The 16,561-nt window shown below is 63.3% G+C and carries 16 protein-coding genes; 6 read left to right on the plus strand and 10 right to left on the minus strand.

Annotated features, from left to right (window positions below; genetic code table 11):
• Nucleotides 1–298: 298 nt before the first annotated feature.
• Nucleotides 299–820 (plus strand): translation initiation factor IF-3, encoded by a 522-nt coding sequence (gene infC, locus IFJ82_RS04345; RefSeq protein ID WP_003622245.1) that lies wholly within the window; start codon nucleotides 299–301, stop codon nucleotides 818–820.
• A gap of 254 nt (nucleotides 821–1,074) precedes the next feature.
• Here infC and IFJ82_RS04350 read toward each other — a convergent pair whose 3' ends face one another.
• Genes IFJ82_RS04350 through IFJ82_RS04365 form a run of 4 tightly spaced genes read right to left on the minus strand, consistent with a single transcriptional unit; the run spans nucleotide 1,075 to nucleotide 4,503 of the window.
• A complete protein-coding gene (locus IFJ82_RS04350) occupies nucleotides 1,075–1,854 on the minus strand; it encodes an SIMPL domain-containing protein (protein WP_075595617.1) in 780 nt (259 codons plus the stop codon).
• A complete protein-coding gene (locus tag IFJ82_RS04355) occupies nucleotides 1,851–2,174 on the minus strand; it encodes a hypothetical protein (RefSeq protein ID WP_003622247.1) in 324 nt (107 codons plus the stop codon). The genes IFJ82_RS04350 and IFJ82_RS04355 overlap by 4 nt, the downstream gene beginning before the upstream one ends.
• A 10-nt stretch (nucleotides 2,175–2,184) precedes the next feature.
• Complete coding sequence (locus IFJ82_RS04360; protein WP_003622248.1) at nucleotides 2,185–3,774, minus strand: sensor histidine kinase; 1,590 nt, start codon at nucleotides 3,772–3,774, stop codon at nucleotides 2,185–2,187.
• Between the two features lie 48 nt (nucleotides 3,775–3,822).
• Nucleotides 3,823–4,503, minus strand: a complete 681-nt coding sequence (locus IFJ82_RS04365; RefSeq protein WP_003622250.1) for a response regulator transcription factor — start codon at nucleotides 4,501–4,503, stop codon at nucleotides 3,823–3,825.
• Nucleotides 4,504–4,528: 25 nt separating this feature from the next.
• Here IFJ82_RS04365 and IFJ82_RS04370 point away from each other — a divergent pair, with 25 nt between their 5' ends.
• On the plus strand, nucleotides 4,529–4,798 hold the full coding sequence (locus IFJ82_RS04370; RefSeq protein WP_192265729.1) for a hypothetical protein: 270 nt from the start codon (nucleotides 4,529–4,531) through the stop codon (nucleotides 4,796–4,798).
• Nucleotides 4,799–4,927: 129 nt separating this feature from the next.
• Nucleotides 4,928–5,302, plus strand: a complete 375-nt coding sequence (locus IFJ82_RS04375; RefSeq protein WP_192265731.1) for a hypothetical protein — start codon at nucleotides 4,928–4,930, stop codon at nucleotides 5,300–5,302.
• Here IFJ82_RS04375 and IFJ82_RS04380 read toward each other — a convergent pair.
• Entirely contained in the window at nucleotides 5,233–5,724 is a 492-nt protein-coding gene (locus IFJ82_RS04380; protein WP_159107965.1) for a lipocalin-like domain-containing protein, read from the minus strand. The genes IFJ82_RS04375 and IFJ82_RS04380 overlap by 70 nt on opposite strands.
• Before the next feature lie 139 nt (nucleotides 5,725–5,863).
• Between IFJ82_RS04380 and IFJ82_RS04385 the strand changes: the two genes are divergently transcribed.
• The gene (locus IFJ82_RS04385) at nucleotides 5,864–6,733 is read left to right on the plus strand and encodes a LysR substrate-binding domain-containing protein (RefSeq protein ID WP_081378600.1); all 870 of its coding nucleotides are present in this window, start codon (nucleotides 5,864–5,866) and stop codon (nucleotides 6,731–6,733) included.
• A 28-nt stretch (nucleotides 6,734–6,761) separates the two neighbouring features.
• Here the strand turns inward: IFJ82_RS04385 and IFJ82_RS04390 are convergent, their stop codons facing one another.
• Together IFJ82_RS04390 and hrpB are read right to left on the minus strand one after the other, a co-directional pair.
• The gene (locus IFJ82_RS04390; RefSeq protein ID WP_225578776.1) at nucleotides 6,762–7,958 is read right to left on the minus strand and encodes a S1C family serine protease; all 1,197 of its coding nucleotides are present in this window, start codon (nucleotides 7,956–7,958) and stop codon (nucleotides 6,762–6,764) included.
• Between the two features lie 330 nt (nucleotides 7,959–8,288).
• Entirely contained in the window at nucleotides 8,289–10,871 is a 2,583-nt protein-coding gene (gene hrpB / locus IFJ82_RS04395) for an ATP-dependent helicase HrpB (protein WP_192265733.1), read from the minus strand.
• A 195-nt stretch (nucleotides 10,872–11,066) separates the two neighbouring features.
• On the opposite strand from hrpB, the gene IFJ82_RS04400 reads away from it, so the two are divergent.
• Together IFJ82_RS04400 and IFJ82_RS04405 are read left to right on the plus strand one after the other, a co-directional pair.
• Nucleotides 11,067–13,232 carry a protein-disulfide reductase DsbD family protein gene (locus IFJ82_RS04400; protein ID WP_192265734.1) on the plus strand — a complete coding sequence of 722 codons (2,166 nt, stop codon included), beginning with the start codon at nucleotides 11,067–11,069 and terminating at the stop codon, nucleotides 13,230–13,232.
• Nucleotides 13,233–13,277: 45 nt separating this feature from the next.
• Nucleotides 13,278–13,505, plus strand: coding sequence for a hypothetical protein (locus IFJ82_RS04405; protein WP_192265736.1), 228 nt, complete (start codon nucleotides 13,278–13,280; stop codon nucleotides 13,503–13,505).
• Nucleotides 13,506–13,994: 489 nt separating this feature from the next.
• On the opposite strand, the gene IFJ82_RS04410 is transcribed toward IFJ82_RS04405, so the two are convergent.
• The 3 genes from IFJ82_RS04410 to IFJ82_RS04420 form a co-directional block, all read right to left on the minus strand.
• Nucleotides 13,995–14,903: a hypothetical protein gene (locus IFJ82_RS04410; protein WP_192265738.1), complete on the minus strand. Its 909-nt coding sequence runs from the start codon at nucleotides 14,901–14,903 to the stop codon at nucleotides 13,995–13,997.
• Nucleotides 14,904–15,032: 129 nt separating this feature from the next.
• Nucleotides 15,033–15,986 (minus strand): Hsp33 family molecular chaperone HslO, encoded by a 954-nt coding sequence (gene hslO, locus IFJ82_RS04415; RefSeq protein ID WP_003622266.1) that lies wholly within the window; start codon nucleotides 15,984–15,986, stop codon nucleotides 15,033–15,035.
• 253 nt (nucleotides 15,987–16,239) lie between these two features.
• Nucleotides 16,240–16,560, minus strand: coding sequence for a hypothetical protein (locus IFJ82_RS04420; protein ID WP_003622270.1), 321 nt, complete (start codon nucleotides 16,558–16,560; stop codon nucleotides 16,240–16,242).
• Between the last annotated feature and the right edge of the window lies 1 nt (nucleotide 16,561).

The raw sequence follows: 16,561 nt of genomic DNA on the forward strand, positions 1-16,561 counted from the left end.
AGGGCTTCATCCGAAATTTTTCATTCTGTTTCATGCGGCGATGACCTGAAATTGCCCATCGGTTGCGTCTGGCTGGGGTCTGCTTGCGGTGCATGCATGGCTGGCCCCGTCAGGGTTATTGCACACGGGACTTGATCTGGCCCTTGTGTTTGCGCCACATATTGCCACATCAGCAGCGTCCGCGTGATTTCGCGCCGTCATGTCGTCCGGGGTCGGGCGCGTTTCGGCGTGGGGCCGGTGGCCGCCGCGACGATATCTGAATGCACAGTCACAGGAGATGACCATAGCCAGACCCCCGATGCCCACTCCGCCGAACCGAGAGGGGCCCCGTGTCAATGAGGAGATACGCGTTCCGCAGGTCCGCCTGATCGATGCTGATGGCGAAATGCTGGGAATCATGCCGATGCGTGATGCCCTTGCGCGCGCCTATGCGTCTGGTCTCGACCTGCTGGAAATCAGCCCGAACGCCGAGCCGCCCGTCGCGAAAATTCTCGATTACGGGAAGTTCAAGTACGAGCAGCAGAAGAAGCGCAACGAAGCCCGCAAGAAGCAGAAAGTCATCGAAATCAAGGAAGTCAAGGTTCGTCCGAATATCGACGAAAATGACTACCAGGTGAAGATGCGGGCGATGAAATCCTTTATCGGCGAAGGCGACAAGGTCAAGGTCACGTTGCGTTTTCGTGGCCGCGAAATGGCGCATCAGGATCTGGGCATCAAGGTGCTGGAGCGCGTGCGCAGCGAAATGGATGAAATCGCGAAGGTCGAGCATATGCCCAAGCTCGAAAATCGCCAGATGATCATGGTGCTTGCCCCGCGTTGATACGCAGTGGCAACCGCCTGACCATATATCCGAAAGCCCGGGTCACATGATGTGGCCCGGGCTTTTTGATATGTGTGCCGCCCCGACGGGTTGGGAAACATAATGCACTGAAATCGTGCATGTTTCCTGATCAGGGCTTTGGTTCAAAGGGCTTGCGGGGGATGTCACCTTCTTGAACATAGGTGACATCCCCCATAGGTGACATCTCCGGGATAATTATTTCTATTGGCAGGGCCGCTTGGCGGATAACCGCATCATGGATGCAGGATAAAGGTCGCATCCGCCTGTGCGGTGACATCCTGATCTGCGACGGGGGCCTGTGGGGCGGACATGTCGGCACTGGCCGCGCGTGCGGCCATTACCATCATGGGCATCGGGTGGGGCATTTCCTGGTCATTCAGGTTGACCGACTCGATACGTGTGACCTTCAGGCCCAGCGCCGTCGCAGCCGCCTGCGCACGTTGTTGCAGTTCATGCAGCGCAAGCCCTTCCGCCTGTTGCAGCAGGGCAGTGCGATGCGGACGGGACAGGGACCAGTCCAGCCGTGACAGGGCCAGATTATCCGACTGGATACGTCCCAGCAGCGGCAGCAGGATCTTGCCATCGGCTGCGGTGATGCGGATGCTCTGCCGGGCAATCCACAATGCCGGGTGGTTGTTACGGGTATCGGCCTCCTGATGGCGCACGGTATAGGATTCCGCACTGACCGTCAGGCCCGTCACGCCATGCGCGCTGGCCATTGCCTTTTCCACCTGCGTGTTGACCTGTCCCTGTGCCGCGGCGGCTGTGGGGGCGGAGGCTTCGGCGAAAAAGACGGCGGTCAGTTCATCGGGCGGCGCATGGACGGTGCCTGTGGCCGACAGCATCAGCTTGGTCATGGTGGTGTCAGCCGCCGTGGCGTCCCCATCGGCGGCATGGGCGTATGTGATACCGGCCATTGTGGCAGTCCCGACAAGGAGGGAGAGAAGAATCGGCGCGCCGCGCAGCATATGGCGGGCCGGACGGGCGCGTGTGCGCATCGGGGCGGGGATCATGAATGCGTGGTCTCCTTCAGTTCCACCAGCGCGCGACGCAGCCGGATGATGCCGGAACGTACCCGGCCCTCCCGGCACAGGTCCGCACCCTGCGTGCGCAGGTCGTCGATGTCATGTGGCAGGCCGGGGCCATAGGCGTCGATGATGCCGATCAGACGGTTGCAGAATGCAGGGGTGTCGCTGGTGATGATAACCGGCCGGTCCACGTTGCCATGGGGGGCGGTGGCCTCGGTGACGGTATCCGCTGCCGCGACGGGCCACGAATGGCCACACAGGCACAGGCTCATCACAAGGAAGGCAGGGACCGTGACCGGTTGCATGTTCATGATGCTATAATACGCTACTGTTGGTGTCGTGCTGATGGGAGAATTGTGAAGTTCGCGTCATGTCTGGCATGTCCTCATCGAACGGATCATATCCATATTCCGCCAGGGCGGAGGACGCCACCGGCAGGTGCAGACGTACCGACAGGCCGGGATTATGTGTCGCAAGGTGGATATCCCCGCCATGCAACTGCACGATGGCACGTACCATGGCGAGCCCGAGGCCCGACCCCGGCGTGTTGCGTGCCTTTTCCGCGCGAAAGAAACGTTCGGTTGCGCGCGCCATGTCTTCGTCTGTCATGCCGATGCCTTCGTCACGTATTTCCACCGTCAGCATCGCCCCCCCGGCGGGGGTGACGGTGCGTCGTGCGACAAGGGGGGAAAGCCGTGCGGCAAGGTGTACGGTCGAATGTTCGGGCGAAAACTTGATGGCGTTGTCCAACAGGTTCGCCACAGCCTGCTGGATCAGGGAACGGTCGCCATAAAAGGGCAGCACGTCATCCATGTCGAGTGCGAGGCGGATTCCATGATCCTCCGCCACCGCTTCGTACAGCTCTGCGACATCGAACAGGACGGGGCGCAGGTCGAACGTGGCAAAGGCGGAGCGACGCGCGCCGGTTTCAATCTGTGCGATCCGCAACAGGGCTTCGAACACGGCGGTGATGTTGTCGAGGTTGCCGACCGCGCGTTCGATCGCAGCCCGCAGTTCGTCGGCATCCTGCGCATGCAGGGCTGCGTCCTCCAACTGTGTGCGGGCGCGGGTGATGGGGGTGCGCAGGTCATGGGCGATGGAGTTGGAGACTTCGCGCACGCCATCCATCAGGCGTACGATCCGGTCAAGCATCTCATTGATGGCCTCGGCCACCTGGTCCATCTCGTCCCCATTGCCCACCAGCGGCATGCGGCGGTTCAGGTCGCCATGGGCGATGGCCGATGTCGTGCGTGCCACGGTCTTGACCATGCGGCGGAAGATGCGATGCACCAGCATCGCGCCGCTGACGGCAAGCAGCGTGACCATGATCCACGCCCACAGCAGGGAATCGGTCAGCAACCGCCGCAGGATGGAGCGTGCGCGCATGTCGCGCCCCACCAGCAGGCGATAGCCGCTGTCCAGTTGGCCCGCCGTATGGGTGAGTTCCGTGCCCGGCAGGCGATAGGCATGGATTTCGGCCAATCCCCGCAGGCCCGCGCGCGTATCGGGCAGGGAATACCACCGATCGGTGTACTGCACCTTTGCCGGCCAGGTGGAGACGTTGCCCGCAAGGTAATTCCCCTCCGGGTCGATCACCATATACACCGCGTCATCGTCGAGGTTCTGTTCCAGCCGGTCCTCGATCGTCAGGGCAAGGGTTGGTACCCCGCCCAGAACCCAGCGATCGACAAGGGCGCGGGCATCGGCATTGATTGCCGTTTCGACCTGACGTTCAAGGAAGCCGATCGTCCCCCACCAGATGAACAGCATGAACAGGATGGACGACAACGCAAACAGCACCCCGTACGCCAGTGAAAAGCGCAGGCTGGCGGAACGCAGCGCACGCAGCCGTGGCCTGCGCGGCGCGCCTTCATGCAGGGGCAGGTCCTTCACGCGTTGGGCCATTGCGCGTTGTGCTGCCGTGTATGGTGCCGTCCTCTGCCGGTGGGGACGTCATTCCGCACGCAGCATGTATCCCGCATTGCGGATGGTATGGATCAGCGGCATGCCAAATGGCTTGTCCACCTTCTGTCGCAGGCGCGAGACATGGACGTCGATCACGTTGGTCTGCGGGTCGAAATGGTAATCCCACACCCCTTCGAGCAGCATGGTGCGCGTCACCACCTGTCCCGCATGGCGGGTCAGGTATTCCAGCAGCCGGAATTCACGTGGTTGCAGGTCGATCTTCTGCCCCGCACGGCGAACGGTGCGTGACAGCAGGTCGATTTCCAGATCCGCCACCACCAGCTTGGTCTGTGGCGCCTGTTCGGTGCGTCCGCGCCGTCCCAGCGCCTCTACCCGCGCCAGGAGTTCGCTGAAGGCAAAGGGCTTGGTCACGTAATCGTCGCCCCCTGCCTTCAGCCCCTGCACGCGGTCATCCACATCCGCCAGCGCGGACAGCAGCAGCACGGGGGTCGCGTTGTTCTGCGCGCGGATCGTCTCCAGCAGGCGCAGGCCGTCAATCCCGCCCGGCAGCATACGGTCAAGGATGATAAGGTCGAATTTCTCGCTCACCGCAAGGAACAGGCCGTCCTTGCCGTTATCGGTCAGTTCGGTCAGGTGTCCTGCCTCGCGCAGGCCCTTGGCCACGAAATTGCGAACCGTCGGATCGTCTTCCACCACAAGAATATGCACATTACCTCACTGATCGGCAGTTCGAATGTCATTCTACGCCCGTCGCGCGACAAGGCCAGAGCCGATGCGACGTGCGGACATTACCGATGTTACATGTGCAGTGGTGGCCATGGCGTTAAGGGGCGCGCCCGCCCTTTATCTGTTGCTGTCCTGTCCTGTCCTGTCCTGTTTCTGTTCGTTCGGGACGTTGGTGCATGGACCATGGACCGTGGACAGGGGGACCAGCACGCGTGTTGCTGACGCCGTTGCCAGATCAGCGCGGCGGCAGGCGCCATTTGCCCATGGGGACACGTGACATGCCTTCATGGCCGATATGTGCATAAAAGGGGGCAATGGGCATGGTTGGGAGGGCGAAGCATGATCTGCCCCCCGGGCACATGGTGCGCGCAGCCAGTGTGCGCCGGCCTCACCCACCGCGTGCCCGATGCCTTCGCCCCCTTCCGCTGTTGCGGCCACGGAGGAGCGCCAGTCCCGGTTGCCGCCATGGCCGACCCTGACGCTTCCGAAGACCTGTCCTGTGGCATCCCCTGAAACCAGAACGCAAGACATGGCGCACTGGCAGTGCGAACCGGAAATCCATCCCTGGATCATTGGGCTGCGTCACGAGATTGCACGATCGCCACAGCGCGATGTCCTGCGATTCGTCATCCGGTCGTGCCACTTCGATGCGGGCCTGCATGAGGTGTCTGCCCCAGATGCCACGGCGCAGGCCCGCATTTTCCCCTCGGCTCACTCCGGCAGGCGTTTCCATTCCGAAATCGCAATGGTCCTGTCCCCTGTGGCCGATGCAGGCACCTGATAGCTCAGCAGGGTGCCGTTCAGGGTGTAATCGCGTAACTGCCGCTGTCCCTCCCAGTTCGGGAAGACCGAGCGTTCGACATCAAACACGATGTGATGGGACGCGGGATCAAGCGTGACGGTGCCGTAATGCACGCTGTTGCGCAGCATGGCATCGCGGAATTCGGCCGGTGTACCGGTTGCCTTGGTGCCAGATGCAAACGGTGTTGCTGCCGGATGATAAATCTCGATCATGTAATGTCCGCTGGCGTCCACCATCATCCGCCCCTGCGGGGGATCGCCAAAACCGTGGACACGATGCCCATCCGGGTAAAGCGTATCCGCTTTGGTCAGGGTCCATGTGCCCATAAGGGGCGAGGCGGCCAGAGCCGCGCTGCCGGAGAACATGACCAGTACCGCCGGTAGGAATACGGATTTTATCATGGTCTGGAATGCCTTCATAAATGATGTCGCATGATGGTCCCGGTTGTTCGCGCCTTGACCGTAATGATCCCTAGGGCCTAGCGATGGTTTTGAATAACGACTTGTTCTGAAGTTTCAGTTCAGGAAAACGAAAGTGTCCATGCCCACGCATTTTGACCTCGACTGCCTGCGCAGCTTTGTCGCGGCGCAGGAATATGGCGGTTTCAACCGTGCAGCCGAACTCCTGAACCGCTCGCAATCCGCCGTCAGCCAGCAACTGCGTAAGCTTGAATGCCAGGTCGGGCAGCCACTGGTGCGGCGTCATGGGCGTCGGCTTGTGCTGACACCGGCGGGGGAGACATTGCTTGCCTATGCCCGTCGCCTGCTGGCGTTGAATGACGAGGCCATGGCCGCATTGCGTGGGCACGCGCTGGCGGGGCAGGCGCGGCTGGGCGTGGTTGGGGATTTTGCCGAGACATGGCTTCCCGAAACCCTGGCGCTGTTCCGGCGCGCATATCCGCAGGTTCTGCTTGAGGCAAGCGTCGATCGGGCCGGTGCCCTGCTCGATGCGCTGGATCGTGGCGTGCTGGATCTTGTGCTGACCTTTGGGGGGGATGGCCGTGCGGATGCCCTACCCTGGCGCACGTTGCCACAGCGTTGGATCGGGGGGGACGGCCTGTGTTTCAAAAGGATGGAGATGGTTGACCTGGTGGTCCTGCCGGCCCCATGCCGTTTCCGGCAGGGGGCGATTGATCGGCTGGAGGCGGCCGGCATTCCCTGGCGGATCGTCTTTACCGGGCGCAGTGTCGCGGCCCTATGGGCGGCCGTGCGGGCCGGGCTGGGGGTAAGCTTTCGCATGGTGGGGGAATTGCCGCCGGGCATATCGGTCATGGATGATCCCCCCGGCGTGCCGCGCGCGCCAGATGTCAGGGTCAGCATTCATGACGGCGGCAGGCCGGCATCCGATCCGCTGGTGCAGCTCAAGCAGATGCTTGAAACCCCTCCCGCCCTCATTCCCTCGGTGGGATAGGCGGGGATAGCCCGAACCGTCCCGCGCATCAGTCATCCGTGTCGTCGGGGCGGAAACCGACATTGGCCGGGATGCTCAATGTTTCATGGCGGCGGCGGATATGCAGCATGACGGTAGAGGCCGGGCGCTTTGCCGCGACGGAACGGATCAGCATGCGTGAACTGTCGATGGGTTCATCATTTACGGCGGTGATGTAATCGCCGATATGAAGCCCCGCCTTCATCGCCGGGCCACCATGGTCGATGCCCACGATTTCCACCCCCGTCACATGGGTGTCGCCCCCATCGGTCAGTGTCACGCCAAGCCAGCCGCGATCAATATGCCCGTTGCGACGCAGTTCTTCGACAATCGGGGCGACGATTTCCGACGGGATGCCAAAACCAATCCCCACCGACCCGCCCGTGGGGGAGACGATGGCCGTATTCAGCGCGACCACCTGTCCGCTCAGGTTAAAGGACGGGCCGCCGGAATTGCCGGGATTGATCGGGGCGTCAAGCTGAAGGAAATCATCGAACGGACTGGTGCCGATATCGCGTCCCCGGGCGGAAACGATGCCCGCCGTCACCGACGAGCCCAGCCCGAACGGGTTGCCCGCCGCCATGATCCAGTCACCGATATTGACCAGCCTGCTATCGCCCCACCGGACGAAGGGCAGGGGATGTGGTGGCTGGACCTTGATGACGGCGATGTCCGTCAGGTCGTCACTGCCGATCAGGTGGGCGGGCAGTTCGGTCCCGTTGGCGAGTGAGACGGTAATATGGTCGGCATCGCCCACGACATGCGTGTTGGTGACAATGACCCCGTCCGGGTCGATCACGAATCCCGATCCCGCGCCCAGCATCTCCTCCCCGTGGGAGCGCATGCGTTCGCGGAATTTATGCTCGAACGGGGTGCCGCGCACACTTGGCAGTACGCGTTGCCCGTTGCGCTGGCCATGCACGTCCTGCGTCACGGCGATATTGACGACCGCCGGGCCCACCAGCCGCACCAGTGGCGCGAACGTCAGGGGACCGGACGAGACCACCGGGGGCATGGCCGGGGCGAATGGCGATGCGGTGGGTGATGCGCCAGGCGATGTGGTGCCAGACGATATGGTGCCAGGCGATGTGGCAGCAGGCGGCGTGGCCACGCCTGCCTGTGCCCACGCGCCACCAGGGCAGGGCGGCAGGGCATAGGCCAGCGTCAGCGGCATGATGGCATACAGGCGGGAAAGACGGCGGGCCATGTGCATCCGTAAGGGGTCGAAAAGAGCACAATTGCTCATGTCGCTGTGATGATAGGCGAAAAAAAAGGCAATGCCATGATGTGTGGCGACGCGGTGACAAATCATTGTCCACTGAGGCGTTCATGTCACGTTCCCTCCCCCTGTGGTGCTCCCCCTGTCACGTTCCCCCTGTCACGTTCCCAGTATTACGTTCCCAGTGTCAGGCTCCCCATGTCCGGGCTTCCCGTATCGCCCTGTCCCTTTGTCCTGATGGTGCGTTTCCTGCTTACGCGCCCTTCGTACGTATTTGTCGCGCATGTTTCTGCTGCATGTTCCTGACACACGCCCGCCTCATGCGCCGCGTCGCGCCGGGCGTTGCGATGGCTGTGCGTGTGCCGGGTCCTCAGGCCAGTCATGGCGGGGATAGCGCCCGCGCATGTCACGGCGCATGTCCGCCCATGATCCGGCCCAGAACCCGGCAAGGTCGGCGGTGATCGCCTGTGGCCGCCCGGCAGGGGACAGCAGCGCGATCCGCAGCCCGATACGACCATCCGCCAGCTTCGGCGTCTCGCACAGGCCATAGAAGGTCTGTGCCCGCGCGGAAGCGAGTGGTACGGGCTGGAGGTAGTCAATCCCCACCCGTCCCCCCGGCAGGTCAAGCGCAGGTGGCAGCGTCCGGTCCAGCCAGCGCAGGGCGTCGTGCGCAATCATCGCGCGCAGCACCGCCATCAGGTCAAGGGCGCGGATTTCGCTCATCCGTGACATGCCGCCCACCCATGCGCCAAGCCACGCGCCTACGTCCGCCGCAAGGGCAGGGTCGGAAATGTCGGGCAGGTCGCTGCGTCCCAGTTCCCCGCGCGCCAGGGCGACACGCGCCTGTAACTGCCGGCATGCGTCGGTCCATTCAAACGCGGCGGCCAGGTTCTGTCCAACCTGACGCAGCAGCAGGTCTGCCACCTCCGCCGCGTCTGCCGTGACCGTGCGGTCGCGTAACACCAATGCCCCTAGCCGCAGCCTGCGTCGTGCCATGACACCGCCGGTGGTCGGGTCAATGGTGGTTTCCACCTGTTCATGCGCACGTGCAAGGACGCTGTCGGGCAGGTTATCGGGGTCGAGTGGCGCCGCAAGGCGGATTTCGCATGCGGTGCGCACATGCAGTCCCGCCACCGCCAGCAGGGGCAGGGTGGCGAGGGTGTCTGTCTTGCCCATACGCGCGCTGCCCCCGCCCGACAGGCGGAAGGAGCCGATATCCCCGCGTCGTTGGGCGATACGGTCGGGAAAGGCCGCCGCAAGCAGCGCCGCGCAGTCTCCCCGTGCTTCCACGTCGCGTCCGATTCCCATGCGGCGGCGATATTGTCGCGCGGCCTGGCGGATGCGTGACAGGGCGCCACGGTCGGCGGCGGGATGTTCGCCCCCGGCAATCAGGTCAAGGCGCAGGCGGATATCGGCGGGCGGGATGGTGGTACCGCCCGGCCCCCGGCCCGACGGGCGTGGGCGCAGCGGGTCGCGTTCCTCCAGCAGGGCCGCAAGGTCAGCAGCCAGTGCGGCTTCATCCGGTGTCCGCGCGGCCAGCATCATCGCAGCAAGGCGCGGATGCGCGCCCAGTTGCGCCATCTGCACACCCGCCTGCGTAATCTGCCCATCCGCCGACAGCGCGCCGAGCGCTTCAAGCAGGCCGCGCGCGGCCTCGAACGCGCCGTTGGGGGGCGTATCGGCAAAGGGCAGCGCAGCGGGCATGGTGCCCATCGCCGCCTGCCATGCCGCCGTATCCAGCCGCAGGCCCGTCAGTTCGGCCTCCATGATCTCGGGCCGGTCATGGGGGGGCATGGCGCGGGTGGTCGTCTCGCTCCACAGGCGGATCGCGATTCCGGGGGCTTCGCGTCCCGCGCGACCGGCGCGCTGTGTCGCAGCCGCGCGGGAGATGCGCGCCGTCTCCAGCTTCGTCAGGCCCGTGCCGACATCAAGGCGTGGCGTGCGGCGGAATCCACCATCAATGACGATGCGCACCCCCGGCACCGTCAGCGATGTTTCCGCGATGGAGGTGGACAGGATGACCCGGCGCGCCCGCCCGCCTTCGGCGGACAGGACGTAATCCTGCTCCGCAGGCGGCAGTTCGCCATATAACGGCAGGATTTCTACCCCCGCCTGCGCACCGGACGCGCTCAGGGCGGCCTGTGTGCGACGGATCTCGCCCACGCCGGGCAGGAAGGCGAGGATATTGCCTTCTTCCTCCGCCAGTGCGGCGCGGATGGCGCGCGCCATGGCATCGGGCAGGTCGCGTTGGTGGGGAATGTCGTGGCGGGCGTGGCGGATATCGACGGGAAACATCCGCCCCGCGCTGTCGATGACAGGTGCGTCCATCCGTTGTGACAGGGTTGCGGCATCGGTCGTGGCCGACATCGCCACCAGCCGCAGGTCAGGCCGCAGTTCACGTTGCAGGTCAAGGCAGAAGGCAAGGGCCGCATCCGCATCGACGGAGCGTTCATGGATTTCATCAAAGATAACGCACGCCACCCCATCGAGCGTCGGGTCCGACAGCAGGCGGCGCACCAGCAATCCTTCTGTCACGACCTCGATTCGTGTGGCGGCGGAGGCGGCGCCATCCAGCCGCGTGCGATATCCGACCAGACCGCCGGGTTCCTCCCCCACCAGGGTGGCCATCCGCCGTGCGGCGGCGCGCGCGGCCAGGCGGCGGGGTTCAAGCATCACGATACGCCCATCCCCGCGCCATGGGGCCGCAAGCAGAGCCAGCGGCACCAGCGTCGTCTTGCCCGCGCCGGGCGGGGCCACCAGCACCGCGTTCGTCCCGTCATGCAACGCGGCACGCAGGCGGGGCAGCGCCTCCGCCACGGGCAGGCCCTCCACGACAGAAGGGCCGGACGCGAACAGGTCGGCAGGGAAAAGCGGGTGCTGGGGGGAGGGATCGGACGTCATGGCATGCTTTATGGCGCGCGTGCGCCCTGTGCGGCAATGACCAGGCGTTATGGCAGGCGTTATGATGACCCGGTGTCGGGATGACGGGGTTTTCGGGCAGGTGGATGGAGACAGGATTATCATCCTCATTATAATTCGCACGGTCTATGATGATCGCGCCTGTCCCGTGGTCCCCACGTGGCGCGCCCCCGATTTATGCTGACGGAGTATCCCTGCTTGGCAATCCTGCGCTTACCGTTCGTCTTGTTCCTGTCCGCCCTGTGCGTCATGACAGGTCTTGTTCCTGTCCTGCTTCCCGCCCTGTCGTGTCCCGCGCATGCGGCGCAAAGCACATCGGTATCTGGCCCGCATGGCACGGCGACGCTGTTGAGCGACAGCGACAGCTTCATGCCGGGACAGGACATGCATTTCGGCCTGCGCCTGCAACTCGCCCCCGGATGGCACACCTACTGGCTCAATCCCGGTGACGCGGGGGAGGCGGTGACGCTGGCGGTGCATGCCTCGGGCGGTGCGGTGGGAGAGGGGGGGCCGATTGAATGGCCCGTTCCGCAACGGCTGCGTGACGGGCCGCTGATGTCCTATGCCTATACCGGTGATGTCGTGCTGCCGGTGCGCCTGCAACCGCAGGAGGCGAAAGAGGGCACGGACATGGTGGTGGAGGCCACGGCCGACTGGCTGGTCTGCGCCACGGTGTGCGTGCCCGAACATGCGCAGTTTACAATGACCCTGCCACGTGCGCCGCTTTATCCCTCGCCCCAGGCGCCGCTATTTGCGCGTGCCGCGGCGCAGCGTCCCGTGGCGTCGCCCTTTGCCGCGGCGATCGCACCCGATGGCACGCTTTCGCTGTCGGGGGAGGGGCTGTCGCCTGCGATGGTGCGTGATGCGTGGTTTATGCCCGAACAGCCGGGGCAGATCGACCATGACGCACCGCAGGTACTGCATGTGCGTGATGGCCTGCTGCAACTGGGGCTGAAGGTGACGGACGGGTTCCATCGTGATGCGGCATTGCCGGGCATCGTGGTGATCCGCGACGTATCGGGACGGGAACAGGCATTGGCGGTTACGGCGCACCCGGGCGGCCCGCCCCTGATGGTGGGGACGGCGCATGGGGGACGTGTTGTCTGGCTGGCGCGCCTGCTGGCGCTGGCGTTTGCGGGGGGCATGATCCTGAATCTGATGCCCTGTGTCTTTCCGGTGCTGGCGATGAAGATCCTGTCGCTTGAACGCATGGCGCAGGGGGAACGGCGCGCGGCGCTGGTCGGGGCGGCGCTGTATGCGGCGGGGATTGTCGTGGCCTTTGTCGTGCTCGGTGCGCTGATCGTGGGGCTGCGCATGGCCGGGGATTCGGTGGGATGGGGTTTCCAGTTTCAGTCAGTCACGTTCGTCATGCTGATGTGCTGGCTGCTGTTCGCCATTTCGCTCAACCTGTTGGGGGTCTTTTCCTTTGGCACCGGGATTGCGGCCCTTGGTGGCGCGGGACGGCTGTCGGGACATATGGGCGATGTCCTGACCGGGGTATTGGCGGTTGTGGTGGCGACGCCATGCACGGCCCCGTTCATGGGGGCGGCCATCGCGGGTGCGCTGTCGGCGTCGCCGGTAGCGGGGATTGCGATCTTTGTCGCCATGGGGCTGGGCCTTGCCGCGCCGTACCTGCTGCTTGCGGCGGTGCCGGGGTTGGTGCGGCGGCTGCCGCGACCGGGGGCATGGATGGAAATCGTGCGTCAGGCGCTGGCCTTTCCCATGCTGGCGACATGCGTCTGGCTGGCATGGGTCGCAACGTTGCAGGGCGGGCAGGTTGCGGTGCCTCTGCTGGCGGGGGGAATGGTACTTGTCGCATTCGCGGCCTGGCTTGTGCGGCAGGCACAGGACATGGTGATGGCCGGTCGGGGGGGGCGTGATGGTATGGTCCTGTTCTGCCGGGGGGGGGCGCTGCTTGCCGTGGCGCTTGCGGTCGGGGGCGTCACGATGGTGCCCCCCGCGCTTGCGCCGCAGGGCGGCGGGAGCGGCGCCGCACATCCTGCCGATGGGGTCGAAGCCTTTTCACAGGCGCGGCTGGATGCGTTGCGTGCGCAGGGACGTCCCGTCTTTATCGACATGACGGCGGCATGGTGCATTTCGTGTCTGGTGAATGAACGTGTTGCCCTGTCACCGCAGCGGGTGCGCGATGCCTTTGCCCGGCAGGGGGTGGTGTACATGAAGGGCGACTGGACCGGGCGTGATGCGGCAATCAGTGCGTTCCTGCACGATCATGGGCGCGATGGCGTGCCGCTATATGTCTATTATCCCGCGCATGGGGATGGTGTCGTCCTGCCGCAGGTCCTGACGCCGGGATTGGTGCTGCATACGATCGGCGCGCAATAAAAAACGGGCGGGAAGAAGACCTTCCCGCCCATCGTCGAGACGCCGGTGCCTGAAGACATCGCGGGCAATATCGCGCAGTCATCAGGAAGTCGTGGCGAGGCATGTTTTGCAAAACATCATGCGTATTGGGAAAAACCCGCATCTATTCTTAAGAGATTGTTGGGAAGCAAATCATTGATAGAAAACAAGAAAAGTTTTTGGGTGCCGCCTTTTTTCAAAAAGGCGGCGTCTTCTGAAGCTTTTTGGAAAAAGCTTCACCAAAAACCTTTATGATTTCAGGATGTTATCAAGTCTGACGCAAAAAGCGGTTTGAGTAGTTTTTGGCAGAAAATAAAGATTCGTTGGGATCAAATCTCATGAGGCTGGAGGCAAATATCCCCAACCTCATGACCATAAATTGTGATTGAGAAATCAAAACAATATATCCGCCCCTTACTTAAAATAGAAGTATATTTTAATAAGTTATATTAAATAAATTTATTTAAATCCATATTATAATTTATTTTTTCAAAAAATAACCCGTTTTAAAGAAATAAAAACTTTCCGTCCGTTGTATTATTGTTTGAATATACGGTGTTTTTGCAAATATTTCATGGTTTCGATCGCCCGTTGAGCCGGGTCTATCAATGCTTTTCTTATCAATGTCTGCTTTCGGGCCATCTGCGCAATGCACAGGAATTGGGGCGTCGCCTTTTTCATGTTGGTGACGCCCTTTGAAACATTGCTGGGGCCGTTAGGTCAGCCCGGAGCCGTGATTACGGCTCAATTACCGCTGCTGCCCGCGGGCAGGGTCAGGTACCCGGGTTTCGGGGAAAGCTGGCGCGCAGGTTTCGTGGTGGTGGCTGTGTCGGATGAATATCCGTCGGGGAAGATCGCATCCGGCCCTTCGCTTGCGGCGGCCGGGGGGGCGGATGTGGTGGCCGCCGGTGTCGTGGCGGCGGGTGTCGTGGTCACGGTTGGGACGGATGTGTTCGATGTCGTGTTGGGCATCGGCATGGTGACGGTCTGTGTTGCGAGGGGGGCGGATGCACCATCCAGCGACTGTTCCGACACCGCGCCCGTGACCGGGGCAGTTGTCAGCCAGTTGCCAAGGTTATTGCGGATCTGCGTTTCCAGTTCCCGGTTCATGTCCTGCATCATCTGGTTGACCAGATCATACAGGTTCGACGCCGTATCGGTATTGCCGTCCTTGCGCGTTCCCGGGTCAAAGGAACGTGTGACCTGCGCCACGGCATATCCCCTGCGCTGACCATCGGCGGATACGACGTCAAGGTGGACGTTCATCTGTCCGTCAAGGATGCCACCCGGTTCATGCAGGATGGAGGCACGGTCGATGGTGAACACGCCATGTCCGCCGGTGCCCGATGCGATCAGGCGGTCATGCGCCATCTGCTTGAGCGCCTGATCCGGCGGGGTGGGCGCGCGACCCGACAGGTCGCCGGGCACCATTCCGGGCTGTCCCCGGTCCACCACGGAAATGCTGGCGACATTCAGCGGCAGCGGCGCAAGGCTGCTGTAGCTGAGTGGCGTGAAGGTCATGGTGGGCTGCTGCTGGTCGCTATGGCATGCGCCAAGCATGACAAGCGGCAGGCCCAGCGCCATCAGGCGCAGCATGCGCGCGGGCCGGGTGATGCGGGACATGCGGGGGAGGGACAGGCAGTGCGGATGCATGAACGGATTTCCCGGAAAAGCTCTGGCGCCCCGGTCCATGTCCGGATGCGCGACTGGTCATGTTGAAACGTCATCTACCATGCCACATTCCGCCATCCGCGCGACAGCGAAGTGCGGCGCGACCCGTGCCTATGCGGCGTCGCGCCCGACTTCTTCGCGCTGGAAGTGGAAGGCATGGTTGCAAAAGGAGCAGTTCATGGTGATCGTCCCGTCTTCGGCCATGTGATCAAGGTCGTCGGTCGGGAAGGTTTCGAGGATACCCGCGAGCCGTGCGCGGCTGCACCGGCAACCGAACGCCAGGGCGCGGGGGTGGCCGATGCACGGGTCTTCGCTGTGGAACAGGCGATAAAGCAGCGTCTCCGACGACAGGCTGTCGTTCAGGATTTCCGCCTCCGTCAGGGTGGAGGCCAGCGTCGTCGCTGTCTCCCACGCATCGTCGCCATCTTCGGGGGCATCGTCGGAGGTATGCCCCCCTTCCGTCGCGATGCGTTCAAGGATCAGTGCGCCCGCACGCCATCCCGCATCCCCCTTGTGACAGTAAAGGCGCACCCAGCAGGCATGCTGTTCGCTGGTGGTGAAGTAGTGCGCTGCCATGTCCGACAGGCTCTCTCCCCTGATTTCCACGATGCCCTGATGGATGTCGGTATCCGGCCCCTGATCCACGCTGAAGGCAAGATAGCCGCCCCCCAGCAGTTGCGCCGCCGTGGGATGGGGATGATCGCGCAGCAGGGCCGCGACTTTTTCATCATCGGACCGGACATGGAAACGCAATGCACCCGCATCGGTGCAGTCCGCCACCAGCAGCGAGATCGGTCCGTCACCTTTCGCCTGAAGTGAAAACGATCCCCTGAATTTCAGTGCTGAGGCCAGACCCGCCACCAGGGCCAGTGCCTCGCCCGCCAGACGCAGAACCACGTCGGGGTTGTCATGGCGCGTCAGAAGCGTGTCCGTCAGCACGCCCGGCCGCACAAGGCGGCCACGTACCGGACGGCTGGCAAGGTAGAAGGGCACAACCCCCTGTTCCACCACTAGGTTGGGGGTGTCGGGACGGTTGGTGTCAAGGAAGGCAGGTGTATCAATCATATGACGTCAGATCTCGGCAGGCATGACAGGAAGGGCGTATGGCGGGAAAGCGCACGATCGGAAAGCATGAAGGCAGGAACATATGACCCGAGGCATATGACCAGAGGCATGGCGATCACGACGCAATGTGACCGTCATGCACACAGCCCCGGCAGGCATGGCGTCAGGGGTGCCGGGTGCTGATGGGGGCACGGGATGGTGCCCCTTATCCCTGCATATACCACCCTGCATACATCCTTGTGCGCGCCGCGCATCACAGGTTGGCGGTAATGTCCGCCTCCAGCGCCTCAAGGCGCTGGGTCAGGACCTGCGTTGTCGCGGTATCAAGCAGCTTGCCCTGCGTCACCTGATCGAGCAGTGCCAGACGGCAGGTGTCATGTTCCGCATCGATATCCTGCCCGCGTCCCGCCCCGGCAAGGCAGTCGAGGTAGGAATCGCGCAGGGCGTCAAGTTGCGGCCCCGCGCCCGGCAGGGCCGCGAAAATGTCATTGACACTTTTTTCCACCCAGCCGGGAACGCTGGCGGTATCTTCGGTCGTGCTGGGCAGGGTGGGCTGTTGCGCGGGGCCGGTCATG

Source organism: Novacetimonas hansenii (assembly GCF_014843995.1).
Lineage (GTDB): Bacteria > Pseudomonadota > Alphaproteobacteria > Acetobacterales > Acetobacteraceae > Novacetimonas > Novacetimonas hansenii.

Coding starts and splice junctions, on each gene's coding strand:
- infC (WP_003622245.1), top strand. CDS start 299: ATGCCCACTCCGCCGAACCGAGAGGGGCCCCGTGTCAATGAGGAGATA.
- IFJ82_RS04350 (WP_075595617.1), bottom strand. CDS start 1,854: ATGATCCCCGCCCCGATGCGCACACGCGCCCGTCCGGCCCGCCATATG.
- IFJ82_RS04355 (WP_003622247.1), bottom strand. CDS start 2,174: ATGCAACCGGTCACGGTCCCTGCCTTCCTTGTGATGAGCCTGTGCCTG.
- IFJ82_RS04360 (WP_003622248.1), bottom strand. CDS start 3,774: ATGGCCCAACGCGTGAAGGACCTGCCCCTGCATGAAGGCGCGCCGCGC.
- IFJ82_RS04370 (WP_192265729.1), top strand. CDS start 4,529: ATGTCATTCTACGCCCGTCGCGCGACAAGGCCAGAGCCGATGCGACGT.
- IFJ82_RS04375 (WP_192265731.1), top strand. CDS start 4,928: ATGCCTTCGCCCCCTTCCGCTGTTGCGGCCACGGAGGAGCGCCAGTCC.
- IFJ82_RS04380 (WP_159107965.1), bottom strand. CDS start 5,724: ATGATAAAATCCGTATTCCTACCGGCGGTACTGGTCATGTTCTCCGGC.
- IFJ82_RS04385 (WP_081378600.1), top strand. CDS start 5,864: ATGCCCACGCATTTTGACCTCGACTGCCTGCGCAGCTTTGTCGCGGCG.
- IFJ82_RS04390 (WP_225578776.1), bottom strand. CDS start 7,958: ATGGCCCGCCGTCTTTCCCGCCTGTATGCCATCATGCCGCTGACGCTG.
- hrpB (WP_192265733.1), bottom strand. CDS start 10,871: ATGACGTCCGATCCCTCCCCCCAGCACCCGCTTTTCCCTGCCGACCTG.
- IFJ82_RS04400 (WP_192265734.1), top strand. CDS start 11,067: ATGCTGACGGAGTATCCCTGCTTGGCAATCCTGCGCTTACCGTTCGTC.
- IFJ82_RS04410 (WP_192265738.1), bottom strand. CDS start 14,903: ATGCATCCGCACTGCCTGTCCCTCCCCCGCATGTCCCGCATCACCCGG.
- hslO (WP_003622266.1), bottom strand. CDS start 15,986: ATGATTGATACACCTGCCTTCCTTGACACCAACCGTCCCGACACCCCC.
- IFJ82_RS04420 (WP_003622270.1), bottom strand. CDS start 16,560: ATGACCGGCCCCGCGCAACAGCCCACCCTGCCCAGCACGACCGAAGAT.